Annotated in this window: 13 protein-coding genes; all 13 read left to right on the top strand. The window is 73.1% G+C overall.

Annotation, left to right across the window (positions count from 1 at the left end):
* The 13 genes from OIU81_RS16480 to OIU81_RS16420 all read left to right on the top strand — a co-directional run bounded on the left by OIU81_RS16480 (position 1) and on the right by OIU81_RS16420 (position 26,994).
* Positions 1–1,533 carry an argininosuccinate lyase gene (locus OIU81_RS16480; protein ID WP_329148561.1) on the top strand — a complete coding sequence of 511 codons (1,533 nt, stop codon included), beginning with the start codon at positions 1–3 and terminating at the stop codon, positions 1,531–1,533.
* Positions 1,533–2,465: a GHMP family kinase ATP-binding protein gene (locus OIU81_RS16475; RefSeq protein WP_329148559.1), complete on the top strand. Its 933-nt coding sequence runs from the start codon at positions 1,533–1,535 to the stop codon at positions 2,463–2,465. The genes OIU81_RS16480 and OIU81_RS16475 overlap by 1 nt, the downstream gene beginning before the upstream one ends.
* 49 nt (positions 2,466–2,514) lie before the next feature.
* The gene (locus tag OIU81_RS16470; protein ID WP_329148557.1) at positions 2,515–4,782 is read left to right on the top strand and encodes a pyridoxal-phosphate dependent enzyme; all 2,268 of its coding nucleotides are present in this window, start codon (positions 2,515–2,517) and stop codon (positions 4,780–4,782) included.
* A gap of 637 nt (positions 4,783–5,419) precedes the next feature.
* Positions 5,420–7,654 carry an MMPL family transporter gene (locus OIU81_RS16465; protein ID WP_329148555.1) on the top strand — a complete coding sequence of 745 codons (2,235 nt, stop codon included), beginning with the start codon at positions 5,420–5,422 and terminating at the stop codon, positions 7,652–7,654.
* A 288-nt stretch (positions 7,655–7,942) separates the two neighbouring features.
* Entirely contained in the window at positions 7,943–8,659 is a 717-nt protein-coding gene (locus tag OIU81_RS16460; RefSeq protein WP_329148553.1) for an AfsR/SARP family transcriptional regulator, read from the top strand.
* Between the two features lie 89 nt (positions 8,660–8,748).
* On the top strand, positions 8,749–9,792 hold the full coding sequence (locus OIU81_RS16455) for a LysR family transcriptional regulator (RefSeq protein WP_329148551.1): 1,044 nt from the start codon (positions 8,749–8,751) through the stop codon (positions 9,790–9,792).
* Positions 9,793–9,875: 83 nt separating this feature from the next.
* A complete protein-coding gene (locus OIU81_RS16450) occupies positions 9,876–10,136 on the top strand; it encodes an acyl carrier protein (protein WP_329148549.1) in 261 nt (86 codons plus the stop codon).
* Positions 10,137–10,193: 57 nt separating this feature from the next.
* Positions 10,194–11,426, top strand: coding sequence for a beta-ketoacyl-[acyl-carrier-protein] synthase family protein (locus OIU81_RS16445; protein ID WP_329148548.1), 1,233 nt, complete (start codon positions 10,194–10,196; stop codon positions 11,424–11,426).
* Positions 11,426–12,529, top strand: coding sequence for a beta-ketoacyl synthase N-terminal-like domain-containing protein (locus OIU81_RS16440; protein WP_329148546.1), 1,104 nt, complete (start codon positions 11,426–11,428; stop codon positions 12,527–12,529). Before OIU81_RS16445 ends, OIU81_RS16440 begins: the two co-directional genes overlap by 1 nt.
* A gap of 2 nt (positions 12,530–12,531) precedes the next feature.
* Positions 12,532–13,278 carry a 3-oxoacyl-[acyl-carrier-protein] reductase gene (gene fabG, locus OIU81_RS16435; RefSeq protein ID WP_329148545.1) on the top strand — a complete coding sequence of 249 codons (747 nt, stop codon included), beginning with the start codon at positions 12,532–12,534 and terminating at the stop codon, positions 13,276–13,278.
* 64 nt (positions 13,279–13,342) lie between these two features.
* Positions 13,343–14,050 carry a 2-hydroxychromene-2-carboxylate isomerase gene (locus OIU81_RS16430; protein ID WP_329148543.1) on the top strand — a complete coding sequence of 236 codons (708 nt, stop codon included), beginning with the start codon at positions 13,343–13,345 and terminating at the stop codon, positions 14,048–14,050.
* A gap of 258 nt (positions 14,051–14,308) precedes the next feature.
* The gene (locus OIU81_RS16425) at positions 14,309–26,179 is read left to right on the top strand and encodes a non-ribosomal peptide synthetase (RefSeq protein WP_329148541.1); all 11,871 of its coding nucleotides are present in this window, start codon (positions 14,309–14,311) and stop codon (positions 26,177–26,179) included.
* Positions 26,176–26,994: an ABC transporter permease gene (locus OIU81_RS16420; RefSeq protein ID WP_329148539.1), complete on the top strand. Its 819-nt coding sequence runs from the start codon at positions 26,176–26,178 to the stop codon at positions 26,992–26,994. The genes OIU81_RS16425 and OIU81_RS16420 overlap by 4 nt, the downstream gene beginning before the upstream one ends.
* Positions 26,995–26,996: the final 2 nt, after the last annotated feature.

The raw sequence follows: 26,996 nt of genomic DNA, 5'->3' as shown, positions 1-26,996 counted from the left end.
ATGCCCAACGACGATGTGACGGCGCCCCGTGGCGGCGGGCCGGGCGGGCTGACAGGGCGGATCGCGTCCGGCCCGGACGCCCTGCTGCGCGCCGAGGTGCTCGAACCGCAGCTCCGCTTCGAGATCGACGCCCTGCTGCCCGGATACGTCCAGCTGGAGAAGGTGTTGCTGCTGGAGTACCGGCGGCTCGGGCTGATGGACGGCGCACAGGTCGGCGCCGTCGCCGACCTCCTCGACCGCGTCACCCCCGAGGCCATCGAGCAGGAGGCCGGGGAGAGCATGAGCGACATCGCCTTCACCCTGGAGCGCTACGTCTCCCGCCGGCTGGCCGAGGTGCCGCCCGCCTGGCACGTGGACCGCAGCCGCAACGACCTGCAGGCCACCGCCCAGCTGATGTACGGCCGCGGCCGGCTGCTGGACAGCGCCGAGGCGCTGCTGGAGTTCGGCCGCACCGCGCACCGGCTGGCCGTCCGGGGCGCCGGACTGGTGATGCCCGGCTACACCCATCTGCAGCCGGCGCAGGTGATCAGCCCCGGCTTCTACTTCGCCGCGCTGTGCGACCAGGTGCTGCACACCCTGGACCGGCTGGACGCGGTGTACCGCACGGCCAGCGCCTCCCCGATGGGCGCCGGGGCCATGGCCGGACAGGAACTGTCCTGGGACCGGGCCCGGATGGCCCGGCTGCTGGGCTTCACCGAGGTACGCCGGCATGCGCTGCGCGCCGTGGCGCAGCGCGACTGGGCGCTGGAGGCCTGCGCGGAGTTCTCCCTGCTCGGCGTGGCCCTGAGCCGGTTCGTCACCGACCTGATGACCTGGGGCGGCGCCGGCTACGGCTTCGTCGACCTGCCGGACCACTGGTCGGGCATCTCCTCCGCGATGCCGCAGAAGAAGAACTACCCGGTCCTGGAACGCATCCGCGCGCGTACGGCGCACCTGAGCGCCGCCTACACCGACATCGCCACCGGCCAGCGGAACACCCCGTACAGCAACTCCGTAGAGGTCTCCAAAGAGGCCAACGCGGGGGTGCCGGCCGCTTTCGACGCCTTCGGGTCGGTGCTGCGGCTGTTCGGCGCGGTGCTGGAGAACCTGGAGCTCCGGGCGGACCGGATGCGGGCGGCCTGCGAGAGCGAGTACCTGGGCGGCTTCACCCTCGCCAATCTCCTGACCCTGCGCGCCGGGGTGCCCTGGCGCACCTCCCAGGTCGTCGCCGGGCGCTACATCGTGCGGGCCGTCGAGCGCGGACTCTCGCCCGCCGAGCCGGACGGGCCGCTGCTGGATGCCCTGCTGGCCGACGAGGGCCACCGGGCCGACGACGCCGCCGGGCTGCTGGCGCAGGCGATGAGCGTGCCGGGCGGCCTCGCCGCCAAGTGCTCCGACGGCTCGACCGGCCCGGAGGCCGTACGGTCCCTGCTCGCCGACCAGGAGGCCGCCATCGACGTGGTGGCGGAGCGCTGGCGCGCCCGGCGCGCGGACCTCGCGGAGGCGGCGACCGGTCTGGACCGGCTGCTGGCCGGACCGGAGGGGCGGCATTAGTGGCGACGGTCCCTGACGGAGCGGTGCAGGACGTCCTCGGGCGCCGGGAGGCCCCGTACGCGGCGGTGACCGGGATGAGCACCGCGTCCGGCACCTTCGGCGAGCTGCTGCAGGGTGTCCTGCCGGCGGAGAACACCGACTTCCTGGTCACCCTGCCGATCGCCCGCTGGGCCCGGGTGACGTTCCACGGCACGCCCGGCACCGACGCGCTGACGGTGTACCCGGCCCACAAGCGCAAGGCGCTCCGGCTCGCCCGAATGATCACGCAGTCGTCGGCCACGCCGATGGGCGGGGTGCTGACGATCGAGAGCACCCTGCCCGAGGGCAAGGGGCTGGCCAGCTCCTCCGCCGACCTCGTGGCGACGGCGCGCGCGGTGGCCAACGCGCTGGGGGAGCCGATGCCGCCCCGGCGGATCGAGTCGCTGCTGGCCGAGATCGAGCCGACCGACGGCGTCCTCTACCCGGGCATCGTGGCGTTCTACCACCGGCGGGTGGCGCTGCACTCCGAACTGGGGTCGCTGCCGTCGATGACCGTGGTGGGCGCCGACGAGGGCGGCGAGATCGACACCGTCGCCTTCAACCGCATCCCCAAACCGTTCTCGGCCGCCGACCGCGTGGAGTACGCCCGGCTGCTGGAACGGATCAGCACGGCGGTGGCCGGCGCCGACCTCGCCGAGGTGGGCGCGGTGGCCACCCGCAGCGCCCTGATGAACCAAGTGCTGCGTCCCAAACGGACGTTGGAACCGATGATCGAGATGTGCCGGCAGGTCGGCGGGCTCGGTGTGGTGATCGGCCACAGCGGCACGAGCCTCGGGGTGCTGCTGGACACCACCGATCCCTCCTACCCGCAACGGGTGGTGGACGCCGCGAGCGCGTGCTCCGAGCTCGTCGGCAACGTGACGGTCTATCGGACCTTGAGCTTCGACCGATGACGTCCGGAGCGGTGGCGGCCGGGCGCAGGGACGGGAAGAGAGAGCGCACATGCTGAGCCAGAACGTGATCGAGGCCATCGGCCATACGCCGCTGGTGCGCCTGCGGTTGGGTGCCGAGCGGGGCGTCGCGGTCTACGCCAAGCTGGAGATGAACAACCTGTTCGCGATGAAGGACAGGGTGGGCAAGCAGATCATCACCGAGGCGCGCCGGACCGGTGCGCTGGCCGAGGGCGCCCCGATCGTGGAGAGCTCCTCGGGCACCATGGCCCTGGGCGTCGCCCTGGTGGGCACCTCGCTCGGCCATCCGGTGCACATCGTCACCGACCCGCGGATCGACCGGATCACGCTGGCCAAGCTGGAGGCGCTGGGCTGCGAGGTGCACGTGGTGGCTGCGATGGACGACCGCGGCTGGCAGGGCGCCCGGCTGACCCGGCTGCGGGAGATCATGGACCGGAATCCGGGGGCGTTCTGGCCGCGGCAGTACGAGAACCCGGAGAACTCCGCCGCCTACCGGCACCTCGCCGGGGAGCTCCTCGCCGACCTGGAGTCGGTGGATGTCCTGGTCGGCGCGGTGGGCAGCGGCGGCTCGCTGTGCGGCACGTCGCGGGTGCTGCGCGAGTCCCTGCCCCAGCTGTACGTGGTCGGGGTGGACTGCGTCGGCAGCGTGCTGTTCGGCCAGCCCGATCGGCCCAAGCGGCTGCAGAGCGGGCTCGGCAACAGCCTGCACCCGAAGAACCTGGACCACGACCTGATCGACGAGGTCCACTGGCTCAACGACCGTGAGGCGTTCGGGGCCACCCGGGACCTGGCCCGCGAGGAGAAGCTGTTCGCCGGCAACACCTCCGGCTCGGTGTACCGGGTGCTGGGCGCCATGGCCGCCCGGGCCACCCCGGGCTCGACCGTCGTGGGCATCTTCCCGGACCGCGGGGACCGCTACGCCGACACCGTGCACAGCGCCGCGCACTGGGCCGAGCAGAACCTGGAGCGGCTGCCGCTGGCCACGGTGCCGCGGCAGGTGCTCGACGGCACCGAGGTGCACAGCTGGTCGTTCCGCCGCAACCGCGCGGATGCCCCGCGCCCGGCGTTCGTCTTCGTCGAGTCCAACACCACCGGGACCGGGATGCTGGCCCTGCGGATCGCGGCGGAGTCCGGCTACGAGCCGGTCCTCGCGACCGCCGACTCCACCCGCTACGCCGGGCTGGCGGAGACCGGCGCCACGGTCGTGGACTGCGACACCAACGACCCCAACGACACCGACGACCCCGACGCGCTGGTCCGTGCGGTGACCAAGGCGATCGAACCCGGGAGCATCGCCGGGGTGTCCACCACCAGCGAGTTCTACCTGGTGGCGGCGGCCGCGCTGGCCCACGCGGTGGGGCTGCCCGCGGAACGGGCGGAGGCGATAGCCGGCTGCCGGAACAAGGGCGAACTGCGTCGCACCCTGGAGCGGGCCGGCATCGGCCAGCCGGACTTCGCGGTGGTGCAGGACGGGCCGTCCGCCGCCCGGGCGGCCGCCCGCCTCGGCACGCCCTGCGTGGTCAAGCCGGTCGACGACTCCGGCTCGACACGGGTGCGCCGCTGTGACTCCGCGGAGCAGGCGGCGGCGCTCGCCGAGGAGATCGTGGCCGTCCGGACCAACGGGCGCGGCCAGCCGACGGCCGGTCAGGCTTTGGTCGAGGAGTACCTGGACGGCCCCGAATACAGCGTGGAGATGTTCGGGATCGACGGCCGGCACCAGCTCATCGGCATCACCGAGAAGACCGTCACCGGTGCCCCGCACTTCGTGGAGTCCCGGCACCTCGTGCCGGCCGAGCTGCCCGAAGAGGCGGCGCGGGAGATGGCCGAGGCGGTGACGGCCGCACTGGCCGCGACCGGCCTGACCCGCGGGCCGAGCCACACCGAGGTCAAGCGGACCGCGTCCGGCAGCGCCGTCGTCGAGATCAACCCGCGGCTCGCCGGCGGTCTCATCCCCGAGCTCTACCGCCTGGCCACCGGCGTCGACCTGCTCGCCGCACAGGTGGGGTACGCCACCGGCGCCACCCCGGTGCTGCCCGACGGCATCCGGCGGCACGCCGGCATCCAGTTCATCCTGCCCACCGAGGAAGGGGTCCTGGAGCGCGTCACCGGAGTGGCGGAGGCCCGGGCCGTCCCCGGCGTGGAGCGGGTGACCGTCACCGCCGCCGAGGGCCGCCGGGTCGCCCCGCCCACGGACGCGTACGGGCGGATCGGCCACATCGTCGCGGTCGGCGACACCCGGGCCGAGGTCACCGAGGCCCTGGAACGAGCCGCTGCGCTGGTCCGTTTGCACGTGGCCTGACCGTCACGTGTTCGCCCTTCCCGCCCGTGTGGTCGTCTCACCGTGGCGCCTGCGGCGGGCTGGTCCGCCGCAGGCGCCACGGCGCTGTGGGCTGCGGGTACGGGCGTCCGGGGTAGGGGCCCCCGGACTGCTTCGCCATGCCTCCGGGCCGCCTCTCCCACCGGCCCCCACCCTCCCGTGGGTGGGTGAAGAAAAGACCGGTGGGGGCGGGCCCGGTGGTCCCCCGCGGCCAGCGAACGCCGGTCCCTGCGGACAGTGAACGCCGGTCCCTGCGGACAGTGAACAGACGGCCTCCACCCGCACCGGCCGCTTCACTCCCCCTCACGGGAGGGGCCGCGCCGCGGGACACGGTCCGGAGGAGCGGCACCGCCCCCCCCACACACATCCGCGACAGGCGCAACGGCGACCAGCAACCGCGGTGGGACAGCCGCGCACGTGCGGGGCCCGTCGCCGGCGCAATGGCGATTAACCCCTACGGGGGGGCCGGCCGCGCACGTACGGGTGCGGCCGAGCGCAGCGGAACGCCTCAAGTGCCCCACCTACCAACGGGTTTGTTTCCGAAGCCCGATTGACGCGACCTCATTCACATGTAATGTGTGGCTGACAGGTAGAAGTCAGGTGCGACGCGAGTAAGGGGATGGAGTCAGTGGAGAAACAGTCGGTCACTGTGAGGGTGGCGAGCTGGAGCGCGGCGCATCCCTGGCGGGCAATCGTCGGGTGGTTCCTCTTCGTGGCGCTGTGCCTGGCCGCGTCCGCTGTCGCGGGGACGCACAGCGCCACCACGGAGGACTACCGGGTGGGCAAGGCCGGGCAGGCCGAGGCGATCGCGACCCAGGGCGGCCTGCAGCGCCGGCCGGTCGAGCAGATCGTCATCGACTCCCCGTCCGGTGCGCTGAACGAGGCGGCGGCCCGCGCGGCCGCCGCCGACGTCACCGCCCGGATGCACAAGCTGCCGGAGGTTGACGGGGTCGAGAAGCCGGTCCTGTCCAAGAACCACAAGGTCCTCAGGGTCCAGGTGGTCATGAACGGCGAGGAACTCGCGGCGCGCAAGCACGTCGACCCGCTGGTCGCGCAGACCGCGGCGGTACAGAAGAGCCACCCCGGCGTGCGGGTCCAGGAGACCGGCGGCCCGTCCATGAGCAAGGGCCTCGACCAGCAGCGCGGTGACGACCTCGCGTTCTCCGAGATGCTCACCCTGCCGGTCACCGTCATCACCCTGATGATCGCCTTCGGCTCGGTGATCGCGGCCGGTGTCCCCGTCCTGCTGGCGCTCTCCTCGATCGCCGCCGCCATGGGCCTGTCCGCCCTGGCCTCGCATGTGCTGCCGGACGCCGGCGTGGGCAACAACATCATCCTGCTCATCGGCATGGCCGTCGGCGTCGACTACTCGCTCTTCTACCTCAAGCGGGACCGCGAGGAGCGGGCCCGGGCCGGCGGCAGGCTCGGCTCGGAGGCCATCGTGCAGCTGGCCGCGGCGACCGCCGGCCGGGCCATCGTGGTCTCCGGCCTCGCAGTGATCGTCTCGACCGCGACGCTCTACCTCGCCACCGACGTCATCTTCTCCTCGCTGGCGACCGGCACCATCATCGTCGTGCTCGTCGCCATGGCCAGCTCACTGACCGTGCTGCCCGCCCTGCTGACCAAGCTCGGGGCCCGCGCCGAGCGCCGTGACGCCCGCCGCGCGGCCGAGGGCAAGCGGAACCGGGACCACGCCGGCACCGGCAAGGTGTGGAGCACCATGCTGCGGCCCGCCACCCGGCGTCCGGGCATCACCCTGGTGGTCTCGGTGCTCATCATGCTGGGCCTCGCGGCCCCCGCGCTCGGACTGAAGCTGAGCGTGCTGGGCAAGGACACCTTCTCCCGCAAGATCCCCGCGGTGCAGACCTACGACCGGCTGACCGCCGCGTTCCCGGAGATGCTGGTCCAGCACCAGGTCGTGGTGCGGGCCGACGCGGACCGTTCACCGCAGGTGGTGAAGGCGCTGGAGGACCTCACCCGGCGCGCCCAGGCCGACCCGTTGTTCGCCCATGGCGTCCCCTTCACGCTGAGCACCTCGACGGACCACCGCGTCAGCAGCCTGATGCTCTCCGTGCCGATCAAGCCCAGCTCGTCCAAGGCGCTCGACTCGCTCGCCCACCTCCGCGACGACTACCTCCCCGCCACGGTCGGCAAGGTGCCCGGCACCGAGGCGTACGTCACCGGTGACATCGCCCGTGACTCCGACTACCTCGACCACCAGAATTCCAAGCTCCCGCTCGTCGTCGGCTTCCTGCTGCTGGTGACGTTCCTGGTGACGGTGGTGACCTTCCGCTCGGTGGTCATCGGCCTGATCGGCATCGCGCTCAACCTGCTCTCGGCGGCCGCCGCGTTCGGTCTGCTGGTGGTGGTCTTCCAGGGCCAGTGGGCACAGGGCCTCCTCGACTTCCACTCCACCGGCGCGATCGGGTCCCGGGTTCCGCTCTTCCTGTTCGTCATCCTCTTCGGGCTGTCGATGGACTACCAGGTCTTCGTGGTCAGCCGGATCAGGGAGGCGGCGCTGCGCGGCCTGGACACCCGTAAGGCCGTGCTGGACGGAATCGGCAGCTCCGCGGGCGTGGTGACCAGCGCCGCGGTCGTCATGGTCACCGTCTTCGCCAGCTTCGTCTTCCTCAACCTGGTCGAGATGAAGCAGATGGGCTTCGTCCTCGCGGTCGCGGTCCTGCTGGACGCGTTCATCGTGCGCATCATGATCCTTCCGTCGGTGCTGACCCTGCTGGGCAACGCGAGCTGGTGGCCGTCCCGCGGTATGCGCCGGGCGCAGTCCCAACCAACCGGTACGGCTGATTCCACCGTGCGTGATCTTCGCCAAACGCAGGAAACCGGGCGCTTCTGAACCACGGCTGCCGGTCACGGCAGCTATGCGATCGGCCTTCCACCCCCGGGAAGGCCAGGTGCTGGGCCGCTCCCTCCGAGCGGCCCAGCACTCGTTTCCGCGTGACGGTGCCCGAGGGCCATACCTGCACAGGTATGGAAGAACCGACGGGATGGTATTTCCCAGGGGTGTGTCGACGGGCCAGGATTTGGCTCAGTCGAAGACGGGGGTAAAAAGGTGGAGATCCACATACTTGGTTCACTCGCTCTGACTCAGGACACCCAGCGGTGGGGAGTGGCATCGAAGCGGGTGAGTTCCGTGCTCGCCCTGCTCGCCCTGACACCGGGACAGCCGGTCCCCTTCGACCAGCTCGTGGACGAACTGTGGGGTGACGGACGGATCGCCAACGCGAAGAACGCCCTGCAGGCGAACGTCACCCGGCTGCGTAAGCTCCTGGCGTCCATCACGGGAAGGCGAGGCGGCGACCTCGTCCGCACGGTCGGCGGCGGCTACCTGCTCGACGTTCCGGCCGAATCGGTGGACGCGCACCGCTTCCTCACGCTGGCCGACCGGGGCGCTGCCCTGGTCGCGCGGGACGCCGCGCCGGCGGCCGAAGTGCTGGAACAGGCGTTGGGCATGTGGCGGGGGCCGGCGCTGCTGGACATCTGCGAAGGGTTCCGTTGCCGCACCGAGGCGGCGCAGTTGGACGAACGCCGGCTCACCGCCTACGAGGACCTGATCACCGCGAAGCTGGCGGTCGGCGCGGAGCGGGTGTCGGTCCCGGAGCTGCGCCATCTCGCCGTCGAGCACCCCGGTCGGGAGCGCCTCAGCGAGCTGCTGATGCTGGCGCTCTACCGCGACGGCCGGCAGACCGAGGCGCTGGAGGTCTTCCACGGAACGCGCCGGCGCCTGGCGAACGACCTGGGCCTGGAGCCGGGACGCTCGTTGCACGAGATCTACCAGGCGATCCTCAAGCAGGACGAGATCCTCGGGAGCCCGCGTCGGTCCCTGGCGCTCACCGGCTGACCGGTGCCGTGAAAATCCGTGGACGCGCCTGAGAGCCGCGGATAGGATGCGACCCACGGGGCGTAGAGGGCGGTCTGGCGTGCGCCTCAATGTGTGACACATGTGATGCGTGTGTCCGGGGGAGCCAGGGGGGCCGACCTGCAATGCACGTCGAGTTACGGCATGCCCGACTCGTGGCAGGTATTGCGACCGCCAAGAGTATATCCAAGGCGGCTGCACAGCTCAACCTTCCGCAGCCCGCACTCTCGGCCCAACTCCGGCGCATCGAGCGCGAGTTAGGCGGCGACATCTTCGTACGGTCGCACGCCGGCGTGGTCCCGACCCCGCTCGGCGAGCGGCTGATCCCGATGCTCGTCGACCTCGCCCGGCGGGGGGACGCCTTCCTCGCCGAGGTGGCCGCGCAGAGCACCAACACCGTGCGGATCGGCAACGTGGAGTGGACGCCGCCCACGCTGCGCGAGGCGATCGCCGCCTCACTGCCGGCCGCCGAGGTGCAGACCGAGACGGTGGATCCGGCCGACGCGATGGACGCGGTCAGCGAGGGCCTGCTCACGCTGGCGCTGGTGCCCAACGTGTCGAGCCGTCCGCCGGCCGACACCGGAAAGGTCCCGCTCAGCACGGCCGTTGTGGTCCGCGAGCCGGTCTGGCTCGCGCTGCCGCCCGGCCACCGGCTGTCCGGGAAGGAACCGGTCGACGGCACGCAGGTGCACTCGCTCGAGTGGGTGCGCTATGCGCGGGGCCACTGGTTCCACGACGTCGAGGAGGCGGCGTTCGCCGACCTCGTCGACGGCCGCCCCACGTCGGTGCACCGGGTGCGCGGCCACCACGAGGCGATGAGCTGGGTCCGGGACGCCGGAGTGGCCGCGCTCACCACCCCGACCGGCGCCACCAAGGACATCCGTCTGGTGCCGATCGCCGACGCCCACACCTGTGAACTGCTGCTGGTGTGGCGCAGCGAGTCGATCGGCCGGACGACACTGTGGCGGCTGGTCGAGAGCGTGCGCCGCTATTACTGCGAGTACGCGCGCACCATCCCGCGCTACTGGTCCTGGATGACGGGACACCCCGAGGAGTTCCGCGAGGTCGCGCAGTTCCTGTCCGGCAAGCCCCTGCCCCTGCCCAGCGCCGTTTGAGGACGGAACTGCCTGAAGTCGGCGGGAATCCGCGTCAGTTCACGGTCAGCCAGCTGTCAGGCCGTTGCTCCAGCATCGTGCGCATGACTACTGAAGCCACCAGCGCCGTACGGCGTGCCCAGATCAAGGACATCATCTGCGACATCCTGGAGATCGAGCCCGCCGACATGACCGACACCAGTCGGTTCAAGGAGGACCACGAGGCCGACTCGATGGGTGCCATCGAAATCCTCTCCTCCCTCGAGCGTGCCTTCGCGATCGACCTGGACCAGAGCGTGCTGGCCCGGATGGTCAACCTCGATGCCGTGGTCATCGTCGTCGACGAGGCCGTGGCCGCCAAGTAGCCGGCGCTGCCCGCCTCGGGGCCGTCCGGGGCCGGGCGTGAGGGACTGGAGTGCAGGGTGTACGACAACGATCAGCGGCCCCGCCAGGTGGTGATCACCGGACTCGGCCTGGTCACCAGCATCGGCCTCGGGGTCGAGGAGTTCCTGGCCGGCCTGCGGGCCGGCCGCAGCGGGGCCAAGCCCATCACCGCGTTCGACACCGCCGGTTTCGCCCACTCCTTCGGGTGCGAGGTCACCAACTTCGACCCGGCGGAGTGGATCCACGGCGTCGAGCCGGACGAGCTGGGCCGGGCCACCCAGTTCTCCGTTGCGGCGGCCAACATGGCGGTCGCGGACGCCGGGATCGGCCCGGCGGAGCTGCGCGGCCGGCGGGCGATGGTGTCGGTCGGCACCACCGACGCGGAGTCCCGCGACCTGGATGTGCTGGCCGGCGAGCAGCTCGACCGGGGCCCGGAACAGCTCTCCCGGCAGGTGGTGCGGCGTGCGCACGCCAGCCGGCTGTCCTCCAGCATCGTCCGTGAGCTCGGGCTGGTCGACGTCGAGGCGCTGACCATCCCCACCGCCTGTGCGGCCGGCAACTACGCGATCGGCAGCGGCTACGACGCGATCCGGGCCGGCGACGTCGACGTGGCGCTGTGCGGCGGGGCGGACGCGGTGTGCCGCAAGACCTTCGCCGGCTTCTACCGGCTGGGCACCATCGCGCCCGAGGTGTGCCAGCCCTTCGACCGGGACCGCAAGGGCATCCTCACCGGCGAGGGCGCGGGCATCTTGATGATGGAGAGCCTGGAGTCCGCGCAGGCGCGCGGTGCCCGGATCTACGCCGAGGTCCTCGGCTATGGGCTGAACTGCGACGCCCACCACCCCGTGGCGCCGGATCAGGACAGCCTCGCCCGGTGCATGGCGCTGGCCCACCGCAACGCCGGGATCACCGCGGGGGACGTCGACTTCATCTCGGCCCACGGCACCGGCACCAGGGCGAACGACGTGACCGAGGCCGGCGCCATCCGGCAGGTCTTCGACGCGCCGCCCCCGACCGTCTCCATCAAGTCGATGGTGGGGCACAGCATGGGCGCGGCCAGCGCCCTGGGCTCGGCGGCCTGCGCACTGGCCATCGCCGAGGGTTTCATCCCGCCCACGATCAACCACCGGGAGACCGACCCGGACTGCGGCGTCGACTGCGTGCCCAACCACGCGCGGCCGGCCGAACTCTCGGTGGTGCAGAACAACGCGCTCGCCTTCGCGGGCAACAACGCCGTGCTCATCCTGGGACGGCACCGGGAGGCTGTCTGATGTCCGCACTGGTCTTCTCCACCTGGTCGGCGGTGTCCCCGTTCGGGGTGGGCAGCGAGCCGTTCCGTGCCGGGATACGGGCCGGCCGCAGCGCCGTCGCGGACCTCGACCCGCAGACCCACCCCGGGCCGTTCGCGCAGGCTGCGCTGGTGCCGGACTTCAGCGCCGCCGCGTACGTCGGCAAGAAGGGCACCCGCACCATGGACCGGGTCACCGCCATCGCGGTGACCGCCGTCGGCCGGCTGCTGACCGACGGCGGACCGGAACTGATCGCCCGGCCCGAGGAGACCGGGCTGGTCCTGGGCACCGGCTCGGGCAGCGTGCAGAGCATCATGGACTTCACCCGCGACTCGCTCGTCGGGGAACGCCCGTACCACGTCGACCCGGCGCGCTTCCCGAACACGGTGATGAACCGGGCCGCCGGGCAGAGCGCGATCTGGCACGGCATCAAGGGCCCGAACACCACCATCGCCGGCGGCCGGCTGACCGGCCTGACCGCGCTGAGCTACGCCGCCCGGCTGCACCGCGGCGGGCACTGCGCGCGGGTGCTGTGCGGGGCGGCGGAGGAGTACTCCGTGCAGCGGGCCTGGCTGGAGTGGCACGGCCGGGACGGAGACGACCGGCGGACCCCGCTCGGCGAGGGCGGTGCGGTCTTCCTGCTGGAGGCCGCCGAGGACGCCCGGGCCGCCGGGCGGCCCGTGGGTGCCCGCCTGCTGACCACCCGTTTCCGGGCCTTCGGCACACCGGCCGGGGCCCGCGGGGCGCTGGCCGAGTGCATCCGCGACGCCCTGAAGCAGGCCGGGGCGTCGGCCGGGGACGTCCGGCTGGTGGCCCCGGTGGAGACCGGCGGGGTGCTCGCCGGTGTCGAGGAGGCAGCGGTCGGCGACGCGCTGGGCGCCGCGGCCCGGCCCAGGTGGCTGGGCAGCCGGGCGCTGCTGGGCGACACCTCGGCGGCGGCCGCGAGCCTGCAGTTCGCCGCGGTCCTGACGGTGCTCGAAGAGGAAGCCGCCGCACCCGGGGGACTCGCGCTGGTGACGGCGGTCGACCGGGACGGAACGGCCGGCTGCGCGCTGCTCGCCGCCCCGACGAATGAGGAGAAGTGAACGTGGAGACAACTGCCCGCAGGGTCGCGCTGGTCACCGGGGGCTCCCGGGGCATCGGACGGCACGTGGTCACCCGGCTCGCGCGGGACGGTTTCGACGTCGCCTTGTGCTACCGGTCCGACGAGGACGCCGCGCAGTCCGTGGCGAAGGAGGCCGAACAGGAGGGCGCGGCGGTGTTCACCGCCCGCACCGACGTCGCCGACGCCACCGCGGTACGCGGCTTCGTCAAGGCCACCGAAAAGGCGCTCGGCCCACTGCACGCGGTGGTCTCCTGCGCCGGCATCGTCCGGGACAACCCGCTGGTGATGTTGTCCGAGGAGGACTGGGACGCGGTGCTGCGCACCAACCTGGACGGCACCTACCACCTGTGCAAGGCAGCGGTCTTCTCGATGATGAAGCGCCGGGCCGGGACCGTGGTGACGATGTCCTCCGTCGCGGGCGTGTACGGCAACGCGACGCAGACCAACTACTCCGCGTCCAAGGCCGGGATCATCGGGTTCACCAAGGCGCTGGCCAAGGAGTCCGGCCGCTACGGCGTGCGGGCCAACGCCGTCGCGCCCGGCTTCATCGACACCGACATGCTCTCCGGGCTCGCGGAGGAGCACACCCGGACGATGACCGAGCGGATCCCGCTCGGCCGCCTCGGCCGCCCCCAGGAGGTGGCCGACCTGGTGTCGTTCCTGGTCTCCGACCGCGCCTCGTACATCACCGGACAAGTCTTCGGCGTCGACGGCGGCCTGGTCGTCTGAACCGGGCGCGGGCCCCCGCGCGGCCCGCCCCGTCGTACCCAGAAATCGGATGTGGGGTAGCAGCATGCCCAAGAACAAGACACCGCGGTTCTACTTCTCCCTGCGCAGCCCGTACTCCTGGCTGGCTTACGGGGACCTGATGGCACGCCATCCCGAGCTGGTCGACCGGCTGCAGTGGCTGCCGTTCTTCGAGCCGGACGAGGTCAGCGCCCGGCTGCTCCAGGAGCGCGGCGGCACGTTCCCGTACTCGGAGATGTCCCGGGCGAAGAACATGTACGTACTCCAGGACATCGGCCGGATCACCAAGTCCCGTGGCATCACGGTCAATTGGCCGGTGGACAAGGACCCGGTCTGGGAGGTCCCGCACCTGGGCTACCTGGTGGCCGCGCGGGAGGGCCGGGGCCACGACTACATCGCCGCGGTCTACCGGGCCAGATTTGGCGAGGGCCGCAACGTCTGCGACCCGGAGACGATCGCGGACATCGGCCGCGCACTGGGCCTCGACCCCGAGATCATCTCCCATGCCAAGGACGACCAGGACCTGCGTGCCCAGGGTGTGGACATCCTGATGGACGTCTGCAAGGACGGCGTCTTCGGGGTGCCGTTCTTCGTGCGGGGCTTCACCCGGTACTGGGGACTGGACCGCCTCGACGCCTTCGTGGCGCACCTGCGCGACAAGGAGCCGGCGGGGTCCGCGCCGCCCGCCGCCGTCGCCGGCGCGATCGGCATCGGCCGGTCGGCCGACGACGGGCACGCGGGCGGCTGCGGCTGACCGGCCGCCCGCGCGGACCGTCAGTTCTCGGTCAGTGCGCTGTCAGCGCACTCGGACACCATCGAAGACGACGCTGCCCCCTGCCGCCCCGGACAGCCGGCGAGGGGCAGTACGCGTGCGTGGCTCGGGACGGGGTGGCACGGATGCCACCCGCCCGGACCACAGCCGCCCTCCGTGCCTCCGGACGCCGCACCGCGCCCGTGGGGTGACGTCGGCTACGGCGGCACGGACCTGATGAACCTTTCCGAGGGGATTGCAATGACGCGTGTGCCGACGGCCGGCTTGCCGCTCACCGCTGGCCAGAACGACATCTGGTTCGACGAAAAGCTCACCGGCGGCGGTGCCACGTACAACACCGCGATCTACTGGGACATCAAGGGTCCGCTGGACCAGGAACGGTTCGCGGCCGCGCTGGCCCGGCTCGCCGAGGAGTCGGAGTGCCTGCGGGTCCGCTTCTTCGAGGTGGACGGGGAGCCCCGGCAGGTCGTCGAGGAACTCGACCGGCTGCCGCTGACCGTCACCGACGTCTCCGCCGCCGCCGACCCGGTGGCGGCGGCCCGCGAGGCCATCCGTGCCGATCTGCGGGTGCCGTTCACGGTGGGCGGTGAGGTGCCGCTGTTCCGGCTGAGTGTGTTCACGCTCGCCGAGGACCGCACGTTCTTCTGCCTCCTCAACCACCACCTGGTCTCCGACGGCTTCAGCTACGTCATCTACTGGCAGCGGCTCTCCGCGATCTACGAGGCGATGACGGCCGGCACCTCCCTCGACGAGGGCCGGTTCGCGCCGCTGACCACGCTGATCGAGGCCGAGGCGGCCTACGCCGGCTCCCCGCGCCACGAGCGGGACAAGGCGTACTGGGCGGAGCACTTCACCGACGCCCCCGAGCTGGTGACCCTGGCCCGCCGGGACGCCGAACCGGCCCAGTCGTTCCTGCGCGAGGAGACCGTCCTTTCCGAGGAACTCGCCGAGCGGCTGCGGGCGGTGGCCTGGGACGCCAGGGTGACCTGGCAGACCGTGCTGGTCGCCGCGCTCGGCGCGTATACCCAGCGGATGACCGGCGCCACGGACGTGCTGCTGTCGCTGCCGGTCACCGCTCGGGTCGGCGCCACCATGCAGAACATCCCCGGCATGGTCGTGAACTACCTGCCGCTGCGGATGCGGATCAGCCCCGGCACGACCCGGGGCGCGCTGCTGGCCGCCGCGCACAAGGAGGTCACCGGGGCGCTCAAGCACCAGCGCTACCGGGTCAGCAAGGTGCGGCGCGAGATGCGGCTCGGCAGCGACGACCGGCGCCCGTTCGGCCCGTTCCTCAACATGATGCCGCAGATCGAGAAGCTGGCCATCGGGCCCTGCGAGGCGGTCCTGTACAGCCCGTCGACCGGGCTGGTGGACGACCTGGAGTTCACCGTCGCGGACAAGGGCGCGGCCGGCGTCGGCGTCGACCTCAGCGCCAACGAGAGCCGCTACGACCGCGACGAGGTCCGCGGGCACCTGGCGCGGTTCATCGGCTACCTCGGCCGCTTCGTGACCGCCGGCGCCGACGACCGGCTGGGCGCACTGGAGCTGCTGGCGCCCGGCGAGGACGAGCGGCTCACCCGGGTGCTCACCGGCCCGGAGCGGCGCGAGCCCTACCTCGGCGTCGTCGAGCGGGTACGCGCCCGGGCCGCCGAACGGCCCACCGCCGTCGCGGTGACCGACGACACCGGCAGCCTCACCTACGCCCAGCTCACCGGCCGCGCCAGCGCGCTCTCCCGGCGGCTCGGCGGGACCGGTCTGGTGGCCGTACTGGCCGAGCCCGGGCGGGACTTCGTCGTCACCGAGCTGGGCGTGCTGGGCGCCGGACGCGCCTTCCTGCCCCTCGACGCGCGCTCGCCGCACGCCCGGCTGACCGCGTTGCTGGCCGACAGCGGCGCGACCTGCCTGGTGGCCGACCCCGCCAACCGGGAGCTGGCCGGGCGGTTGGCCGGCGAGGCCGGACGGGAGATCGACCTGCTGGTCCTGGACGGCGCCGAGGACGCACCGGACGCCGTGGCCCCGGTCGTCGGCGGGCCCGCGGACCTGGCGTACGTCATCTTCACCTCCGGGTCCACGGGCAAGCCCAAGGGCGCGATGGTGCAGCGCGGCGGGATGATCAACCACCTGCTGGCCAAGGTCGAAGAGCTCTCCCTCACCCGCGCGGACAGCCTGGTGCACAACGCCCCGGTCACCTTCGACATCACGGTGTGGCAGACGCTGACCACCCTGCTGGTCGGCGGGCGCGTCCGGGTGGTGAGCCGGGAGACCGCGGCCGACCCGGACGCCCTGTTCGGCGTCATCGGCGACGAGAGCCTGACCGTGCTGGAGGTGGTCCCGTCCCTGCTGCGCGCCACCCTCGACGCCTGGGACACCACCGGCCACGCCCCACGGTTGCCCGGTCTGCGCTGGATGATCTCCAACGGTGAGGCGCTCGCCCCCGAGCTGTGCGACCGCTGGTTCGCCGGCTACCCGGCGATCCCGTTGGTCAACATGTACGGGCCCACCGAGTGCTCGGACGACGTGACGCACGCCTACGTCCGCCACGGCGACGTCCTGGACGGGGTGTTCGTCCCGATCGGCCGACCGCTGCGCAACACCCTGCTGTACGTCCTGGGCGACGAACTGCGGCCGGTGCCGCAGGGCGTGCCCGGTGAACTCTTCATCGGTGGCGCCGGGGTGGGCCGCGGCTACCTCGCCGACCCGCGCCGCACCGCCACCACCTTCGTGCCCGATCCGTTCGTGGGCGGCGGGGCGCGGATGTACCGGACCGGCGACCGGGTGGTGCTGCGCGCCGACGGGCAGCTGGACTTCATCGAGCGCCGCGACCACCAGGTCAAGATCCGCGGCCACCGGATCGAGCTGGGCGAGATCGAGACCGCGCTGCGGGCCCTGCCGGGCGTCTCGGACGCGGTGGTGATCGCGGGCGATGACCAGGCCGGACACAAGCGGCTGCTCGGCTACTTCGTGCCCGAGCACGACGGCCCCGACACCGTGGCGGTCCGCGACGGACTGGCCCGCGTGCTGCCCGGCTACATGGTCCCGGCGGCCCTGGTGCCCCTGGACCGGCTGCCGCTGACCGCGCACGGCAAGGTCGACCGCAAGGCCCTGCCCACCCCCGACTTCGCGGCCCCGGCCCCGGCCCCGTCCTCGGCCGCCTCCTCGGTCCCCGAGGCCCTGCGCGGCCCGGCGGAGGAGACCATCGGGCGGGTGCTGGCCGAGGTGCTCGGACTGCCGTCGGTCGGCCGGGACGACAGCTTCTTCGCCCTGGGCGGCGACAGCATCAGCTCCATCCAGGTGGTCAGCCGGGCCCGCAGGGCCGGTCTGGTCATCACCTCCCGTGACGTGTTCCTGCACCGCACCCCGGCGGCGATCGCGGCGGCCGCCCAGCCGGTCGAGGCGCGGACGCCGGTGGCCGCACAGGACGGCGTCGGCGAGATCGAGCTGACCCCGATCGTCGACCAGCTGCGCGAGGATCTCGGCGAACTGCCCGACCCCACCCGCGAGTTCGCCCAGTACGTCACCGTCGCCGTGCCCGCCGGGACCGACCCCGAGCGGCTCACCACGGCCCTGCAGGCGCTGATGGATGCCCACGACACCCTGCGGATGCGGCTGGTGGCCCCGGCTCCCGGACTGTGGTCCCTGGAGGTGCTGCCCGCCGGTGCGGTGCGCGCCGCGGACGCCGTCAGCCGGGTGGACGTCTCCGGGGCCGACGACGACCCGCTGCCCGCACAGCTGGCCGCCGCCCGCGGCCGGCTGAGCCCCGAGGGCGGGCTGATGCTGCAGGCGGTCCTCCTCGACGCGGGCCCCGACCGGCCCGGCCGGCTGCTGCTGGTCGTCCACCACCTGGCCGTGGACGGGGTGTCCTGGCGCATCCTGCTGCCCGACCTGCAGGCCGCCTGGAGCGACGTGGCCGCCGGCCGCACGGTGCGGCTCGACCCGGTCGCCACGTCCTACCGCGGCTGGGCCAAGGCGCTCTCGGAACAGGCCCGCACCGCGCAGCGGGTCGGCGAACTGGCCCACTGGACCGCGCAGGTGGCCGGCGACGCCCCGGCGCTCGGCGCGCGCCTGCTGGACCCGTCCCGGGACACCTGCGCCACCGCCGGCGAGGTGCGGATCGAGCTGTCGCCCGAGCGGACCGCCGCGCTGCTCACCACCGTCCCGGCGGTCTTCCACGCCGAGGTGAACGAGGTCCTGCTGACCGGCCTGGCACTGGCGGTCGCCGACTGGCGGCGCGGGCGCGGGGCGCCCGCCGCCCGGACCGTGATCGAGCTGGAGGGGCACGGCCGTGAGCCGGTCGCCGGCGAGCTCGACCTCTCCCGCACCGTCGGATGGTTCACCAGCGTCTTCCCGGTCGCCTTGGACCTCGGCGACCTCGGCGACCTCGGCGACCTCGACCGCAACGAGCTGCGGGACGCCGGGCCCGGCTTCGGCACCGCGCTCAAGCGCATCAAGGAGCAGTTGCGCGCCGTCCCCGGCCACGGCATCGGCTACGGCCTGCTGCGGCACCTGAACCCGCAGGCCGCCCGGGTGCTCGCGCGGCACGCCGTTCCGCAGATCGGCTTCAACTACCTGGGCCGGTTCACCGTCGGCACCGGGGAGGCCTGGCAGATGGCGGCCGGCGCCTCCGGCCAGACCGCACACCCGGACACCCCGCTGCGTTACCCGGTCGAGGTCGTCTCCGTCACCGAGGACCGCCCCGGAGGGCCGGTGCTCGCGGCCACCTGGACGTACGCCGGCGGGCTGCTGGCGGAGGACGACGTCCGGGAGATCGCCGAGGGCTGGTTCCGCGCCCTGGAGCAGCTCGCCGAGCACGCGCGGAAGCCCGGTGCCGGCGGCCGGACCCCGTCCGAATTCCCGCTGGTCACCGTGGCCCAGAGCGAGATCGAGGACTACGAGCGCGAGGTCGAGGGGCTGACGGACATCCTGCCGCTGTCCCCGCTGCAGCGCGGCCTGCTGTTCCAGGCCGAGTTCGACCGGCACGGGATGGACGCCTACACCCTGCAGGTCCTCATGGACATCGCCGGGCCGCTGGACAAGGCCGCCCTGCGCCGCGCGGTGGCCGCGCTGCTGGAGCGCAACGACGCCCTGCGGGCCTGCTTCCGCGACCGTGACGCCGGCGACCCCGTCCAGCTGATCCCCGGATCCGTCGAACTGCCCTGGTCCGAGGTCGACCTGACCGGGCTCGCGGAGGACGAGCGGGAGGCCGAGGCCGTCCGGCTGACCGACCAGGAGTGGCTGCGCCGCTTCGACGTGGCCGAGCCGCCGCTGACCCGTTTCACGGTGTACGAGCTGGGCCCGGACCGCTACCGGGTGGTGTGGACCGCGCACCACATCCTCGTCGACGGCTGGTCCCTGTCGGCCGTGCTGGCGCACGAGCTGGTCGTCCTGTGGTCCAACGGCGCGGACGCCTCCGCGCTGCCGCCGGTCGCCTCCGTCCGCGGATACCTGCAGTGGTCCGGGGAGCAGGACAAGGAGGCCGCACGGACGGCCTGGCGGCAGGAACTGGCCGGGGTGGCCGAGCCCACCCGGCTCGGCCCCGCCGACCGCGCCCGCGTCGAGACGCTGCCGGAGACCTGGACCGTCGAACTGCCCGAGGAGCTGACGGCCGCGCTGACCTCGTGGGCCCACGCCCGCGGCCTGACCATGAACACGGTGGCCCAGGGCGCCTGGGCGGTGGCCCTCGGCCGGCTGACCGGCCGCGGCGACGTCACCTTCGGCGCAGTCGTCTCCGGGCGCCCCGCCGAGCTGGCGGGCGTGGAGCAGATGGTCGGCTCGTTCATGCACACGCTGCCGGTGCGGGTGACCCTCACCCCGCAGACCACCCTGGAAGAGATGCTGGTCGACCTGCAGGCGCGCCGGCTCGCGCTGGAACCGCACCAGCACCTGGGGCTGGCCGAGGTGCAGCAGGGCGCCGGCCTCGGCGAACTCTTCGACACCGTGGTGAGCTTCCACAACTACCCCACCGGTGTGCTCGACGGCATCGGCGAGCGCATCCCCGGCCTGTCCATGCTGGCGTGGCAGGCCCGGGTGATCGCCGAATACCCGCTGGCGCTCGGGGTGTTCCCCGGCGAGCGGATGCGCCTGGAGGCGCAGTACCGCTCCGACGTGTTCGACGCCCCGCAGGTCGAGACGGTCGTCCAGCGGTTCGTCCATGTCCTGCGGGCCCTGGTCGCCGCCCCCGGCGCACGGCTGGGCTCGGTCGACGCGCTGGGCGACGACGAGCGCCGACAGCTGCTCGGCGCCTGGGCCGGCAGCACCGCGCCGGCCGCCTCGCGTCCCGCCACCGAGGTCTTCGAGGAGCACGCCGCCCGGACCCCCGACGCCACCGCCGTGGTGTACGGGGACGGCGGTGAGGAGTTGGCCTACCGGGACCTCAATGCCCGCGCCAACCGGCTCGCCCGGCTGCTGATCGACCGCGGGGTCGGCCCCGAGGACGTGGTCGCGGTGGCCCTGCCGCGGTCGGCCACGATGGTGGTGGCCGCGCTCGCGGTCCTCAAGGCCGGCGCCGCCTACCTCCCGGTCGACTCCGCGTACCCCGCGGACCGGATCGCGTACATGCTGGACGACGCCCGTCCGGTGGCCCTGCTGACCACTGAGGAGATCCTGGGCCGGCTGCCCGACGGGAGGGACGCGGTGGCGGTGGACGCCGCCGGCACCGTCGCGGAACTGGCGCAGTGCTCCGGCGACGATGTCACCGACGCCGAGCGCCGCGCCCCGCTGGACGCCCGCCACCCCGCCTACGTCATCTACACCTCCGGATCCACCGGGCGCCCCAAGGGCGTCGTCGTGGAGCACACCGGCATGCTGGCGATGGTCGCGAGCCTGGTGGAGCGGTTCGGCCTGGACAGCGAGACCCGGGTGCTGCAGTTCGCCTCGTTCAGCTTCGACGCGTCGGTCTGGGAGATCATGCTGGCGCTGCTCAACGGCGGCACGCTGGTGATCGCCGACGAGGAGTGCCGCACCCCGGGCCGGCCGCTGGTCGACCTGATCCACCACGCCCGGGTCAACCTGGCCGGCCTGCCGCCGGTGGTCGTCAACGGCCTCCCCGAGGGCAGCACGCTCCCGGCCGACCTGCGCCTGGCGGTCGCCGGTGAGGCCGTGCCCGCCGAGACCGTCGAGCGCTGGGCCTCCCACGTGCGGCTGTACAACGGCTACGGCCCGACCGAGGCCGTGGTCAGCTCGACGGTCAGCGGCCCGCTGGCCGGCTCCGGCCGGCCGCCGATCGGCCGCCCCACCTCCGCGCACCGCGTCTACGTCCTCGACCGTGACCTGGCGCCGGCCGCGGTGGGCGTGACCGGGGAGCTGTATGTGGCGGGCGGCCTCGCCCGCGGCTACCTGGACCGCACCGGGCTGACCGCCCAGCGGTTCGTGGCCGACCCGTACGGCGCACCGGGCGAGCGGATGTACCGCACCGGCGACCTGGTGCGGTGGCTGGAGGACGGCGAACTCGACTACGTCGGCCGCGCCGACGACCAGGTCCAGCTACGCGGCTTCCGCATCGAGCTCGGCGAGATCTCCTCGGCCCTGCTCGCCCAGGAGGGCGTCGCCCAGGCCGTGGTGGACGTGCGCGAGGAAGCGGGCGGCGACCGCCGGCTGGTGGCGTACGTGGTCCTCACGGACAAGGAAGCGGTCGCCGACGGGCTGCGCGAGCAGCTCGCCGGGGCGCTGCCCGACTACATGGTCCCCGCCGCCGTGGTGGCGCTCCCCGACATGCCGCTCACGCCGCAGGGCAAGCTGGACCGCAAGGCGCTGCCCGCGCCGGAGCTGCACACCGCGCCGCGGGGCCGGGAGCCGCGCAACCCGGCGGAGGCGATCCTCTGCGGCCTGTTCGCCGATGTGCTCGGCCTGGACCGGGTCACCATCGACGACGACTTCTTCGACCTCGGCGGCCACTCGCTGCTGGCTACCCGGCTGGTCAGCCGGGCCCGCGCGGCACTGGGCGTCGAGCTGCCGATCCGCGCCCTGTTCGAGGCGCGGACCGTGGCCGCCCTGGCCGGTCAGCTGGACTCCGCCGACGCCGCCCGCCCGGCGCTGGTACCGGCCCGCGTCCAGGACGGTGACCGCGGCCGGCCGCTGTCCTTCGCCCAGCAGCGGCTGTGGTTCCTCAACCGCCGCGAGGGCAGGGCCACCGGCACCTACAACTCGCCGATGACCTTCCGGCTCACCGGGCGGCTGCATGCCGACGCCCTGCGGGAGGCACTGCGCGACGTCGCGGGCCGGCACCAGGTGCTGCGCACCGTGATCCCGGAGCACGACGGCCGGCCCGCGCTGCGGGTGCTGGACGCAGCCGCCGGCGGCCCGGCGCTGAAGGTCCGGTCGCTGCCGGCGGACGGCCTGGCCGCCGCCCTCGCCGCCGAGTACGACCTCGGCTTCGACCTGACCGTCGAACCGCCGCTGCGGGTACGGCTGTTCACCCTCGGCAAGGACGAACACGTCCTGCTGCTGGTCCTCCACCACATCGCCTTCGACGGCTGGTCGATGGCGCCGCTGCTGGGCGACCTGTCTGCCGCCTACCGGGCGCGCTGCGCCGGCCGGGCGCCCGAGTGGGCACCGCTCCCGGTGCAGTACGCGGACTACGCGGTCTGGGAGCGGGAGCTGCTCGGCTCCCCGGACGATGCCACCAGCCACGTCTCCCGGCAGCTGGCGTACTGGAAGGAAACGCTGGCCCGGCTGCCCGAGGAGCTGGCCCTGCCGACCGACTTCCCGCGGCCGGCGGTGAGCGGCAACGCGGGCGGTGAGTTGATGTTCGGGCTGGACGCCGGGCTCTACGCCACGCTGGTGGCGATCGCCCGCCGGGCCGGCGTCACCGAATTCATGGTGCTGCAGGCCGCGTTCGCGGCCCTGCTCACCCGGCTCGGCGCGGGCACCGACGTCCCGCTGGGCACCTCGGTGGCCGGCCGGACCGACGACGCCCTGGGTGACCTGGTCGGCTTCTTCGTCAACTCCCTGGTGCTGCGCACCGACACCGCGGGCGACCCGACGTTCACCGAGCTGCTGGCCCGGGTCCGGGAGACCGACCTGGCCGCCTACTCGCACCAAGACGTGCCGTTCGAGCAGATCGTCGACGCCCTCAACCCGGCCCGCTCGCTGGCCCGGCACCCGCTGTTCCAGGTCATGCTGACGCTGCAGAACAACGAGGACGCGCCGCTGGTGCTGCCCGGTCTGACGGTGCGCCCCGAGTTCGTCCCGTCCGGCCGGATCAAGGTCGACCTGTCCCTGCAGCTGCTGGAGTGGCCCGAGGACGGCTCCATGCGGGGTCTGCTCGGCTACAGCACCGACCTGTTCACCCGGGCCGCCGCCGAGCGCGTCGTGGCGGGCTTCACCCGGCTGCTGGCGGCGGTGGCCGCCGACCCGGACATCCGGCTGAGCCGGGTGGACGTCCTGGGCGAGGAGGAACGGGAGCGGGTGCTCGGCGCCTGGAACGCCACCGCCCGTGAGGTGCCGGAGGCCACCCTGCCGGAGCTGTTCGCCGCCCAGGCGGCCCGCACCCCGGACGCCACCGCGGTCCACGCCGAGTCCGGGTCCCTCAGCTACGCGGAGCTCGACGCCCGGTCGAACCGGCTGGCCCGCCACCTGATCGAAGCCGGCGCCGGCCCGGAGACGACCGTGGCGGTCGCCCTGCCCCGGTCCCCCGAGGCGGTCGTCGCCGTGCTCGGTGTGCTCAAGTCCGGCGCGGCCTACCTGCCGGTCGAGACCGACGAGCCCGTCGAGCGGGTCAAGCGGATGTTCGCCGAGGCCGCGCCGCTGCGGGTGGTCACCACCGCCGGTCTGGTCCGCCGGATGCTCGCCGCCGGGACACCGCCGGTGGCGCTCGACGGGCCCGCGGTGACCGGGACGTCGGCGGATCCGCTGACCGCGGCGGACCGGCGGCACCCGCTGCTCCCCGCGCACCCGGCCTATGTGATCTACACCGCCGGCGCGGGCGGCCGCCCCCGGGGCACGGTCGTCGAGCACCGGGCGGTGGTCAACTACCTCGCCTGGGCCCGGGAGACCTACCGCTCCGCGTCCGGCGACGCGCTGCTGACCACCTCGCTGTCCTTCGACGTCTCGATAACCGGGCTGTTCCTGCCGCTGACCACGGGCGGCACGGTGCGCCTCGGCGAACTGGCCGAGGGTGACGCCGTGGCCGGGGCGGGCGCCGCGTTCTTCAAGGGCACCCCGAGCCACCTGGCGGTGCTCGACGTGCTGCCCGACGGCTGCTCGCCGACCGGTGAACTGGTCCTCGCCGACGAGCCGGTGGCGGCCGACCAGCTGGACGAGTGGCGCAAGGCCCACCCCCAGGTGCGGGTGCTGACCGAGTTCGGCCCGACAGAGGCCACGGTGGGCGCCGTCGCCGGGGCCGTGGAGCCCGGCCAGGAGACCGGCACCGGCACCCTGCCGCTGGGCCGGCCGATCGCAAACGTCCGGGCGTATGTGCTCAACCCCTGGCTGGGGCCGGTCGGACCCGGTGTGACCGGTGAGCTCTACCTCGCCGGTGCGGGCCTGGCCCGCGGCTACGCCGGCAGCCCGGCGCCCACCGCCGAACGGTTCGTCGCCTGCCCCTACGGCCCGGCCGGGTCCCGGATGTTCCGTACCGGTGACCTGGTGAAGTGGGATGCGAACGGCAGCCTGCGGTACGTGGGCCGGTCGGACGACCAGGTGCGCATCCGCGGCTACCGGGTCGGTCTCGGCGAGATCGAGTCCGTGCTGTCGCGGGAGGCCGCCGTGGAGCGGGCGGTGGTCGTGGCCCGCGAGGACCGCCGGGGCGACGTCCGGCTGGTGGCCTATGTGGTGCCCGGCGAGGGAGCCACGGTGGACACCGCCGCACTCGCCCGGTCCGCCGCCACGTCGCTCGCCGCCTACCTGGTGCCGTCCGCCTTCGTGGCGCTCGACGCCCTCCCACTGACCGCCGATGGCCGGGTGGACCGCGCCGCGCTGCCCGCGCCGGAGGCGGCGAAGGAGGCGCCCGGGACCGCGCCGCGCGACGGGACCGAGGCGGCGCTGCACGGCGTGGTCGCCGAGGTGCTGGGCCTGCCCCGGTTCGGCGTCGAGCAAAACTTCTTCGACGTCGGCATGGACAGCATGAAGTCGCTGAGGCTGGTCAGCGGGGCGCGGAACGCCGGTTTGGAGATCACCGTCGCCGATGTCTTCGTACACCAGAACGTGGCCGCCCTCGCCGAGGTCTGCCGCCCCGGGCCGCTCGCCTCCGCACCCGCGACCACCGCGGCGACCGCGGGTACGGCCGGGACGCCGGAGCCGCACAGCGGTGCGGAGGTGATGGCCGGGGCGCTCGGCGCCTCCGCGGAGCTGGAGCTGTCCGACCCGTTCAGCGCGATGCTGTGCATCAGGCCGACCGGCAGCCGCCCCCCGGTGTTCTGCATCCACGGCGGTGTCGGGTTCAGCCTGCCCTACCTGCCGCTCGCCCGGCACCTCGGTGCCGAGCACCCGATCTACGGCATCCAGGCCCCCTGCGTGGTGGACTACGCGCCGCTGCCCGCCTCCGTCGAGGAGGCCGCCGCCGACTACCTGCAGATGATCAAGAAGGTGCGGCCGGAGGGCCCGTACCACCTGCTCGGCTGGTCGTTCGGCGGCACCATCGCCTACGAGATGGCGGTGCAGCTGCGGGCCGCCGGCGAGGAGGTCGGGGTGCTGTCCGTCCTGGACGCCTATCCGCGCACCGGGGTGCCCGACGACCGCGAGGAACAGTCGCTCTTCGCCTGGCTGCTGGAGGGCATCGGCCACGACCGCGCCGAGTTCGGCGACCGGGACCTGAGCGTCCAGGACATCTTCGAGACCCTGCGCCGCGACCACAGCCCGTTGGCGGAGATGGGGGAGCGCCGGATGGCCCGGATGGTCGACCTGATGGCCCACCACCAGACGCTCAAGTCGCTGTACGCGCCCGGTCGTTATGACGGCAGGATGCAGCTCTTCGTCTCCGAGTCGCCGCTCTCCGACGGCGAGCGGACGCACAAGGTCGGGCTGTGGAAGCCGGTCTTCGACGGGCCGATGGACGTCCACCACGTCGCCTGCACCCACGACGAGATGATGAGCCGCGGGCCGCTGAACGAGATCGGCCCGGCCGTCACCGCCGAACTGGACCGCTGGCACGCCGAGCACGAAGGCGGGCGGTCATGACGACGGCGGTGGCACCCCGGCCCGCTCCCGCGGCGGCGCTCCTCACGGAGGTCGCCGCGGTGACCGGGCGCCGGCTGCGGCACCTGCGGCGGGCGCCCGCCCGGGTGCTGGGCGTCGCGCTCAGCCCGCTGGTCAGCATGGTCATGCTCGGCTACCTGTTCCGCGACTCCATCAGCCTGCCGGCCGGCGGCTCGTACGGGGAGTACGTGTTCGCCGGCGGCGCGGTCCAGGTCGCCCTGGCCTGTGTGGGGCCGACCGCGGTCTCCGTGGCGCTGGACCTCCAGGGCGGGATGACCGACCGGTTCCGGTCGCTGCCGATCAGCCGGTCCGCGGTGCTCTTCGGGCACACCCTGGCCGACCTCCTGGTCGGGCTGCTGGGGCTGACCGTCGTCACCGGCGCCGGGCTGCTGCTCGGCTGGCGCCCGAACTCCGGGCCGCTGCGGGTCCTGGCGGGCTTCGCGCTGATCGCGGTGTTCGTCTACGCCATGCTCTGGCTGGGCGTGCTGTTCGCGTTGACCCTGCGCAACGTGGAGACGATCAGCGTGATCACGCCGTTCGTGGTGATCGTGCTGCCCTTCCTGTCGAACGCGTTCCTGGCCCCGCAGAACATCCCGTCGCTGATCCGGCCGGTCGCGGAGTGGAACCCGGTCAGCGCCGTGATCGCCTGCTGCCGCCGGTTGTGGGGTAACCCCGCGACGGCCGGCGGCACCTTCCCAGCCGACCACCCGTGGGTGGTGGCCGGGGTGTCACTGGGCCTGCTCCTCGCCCTCTGCTCCCTGGTGAGTCTCCGCCGATACCGCACCGCAGGCGCCTGATC

The sequence above is a fragment of the Streptomyces sp. NBC_01454 genome, from assembly GCF_036227565.1.
In the GTDB taxonomy this organism is placed as follows: Bacteria; Actinomycetota; Actinomycetes; order Streptomycetales; family Streptomycetaceae; genus Streptomyces.
This window is presented reverse-complemented; position numbering and strand designations above follow the sequence as displayed.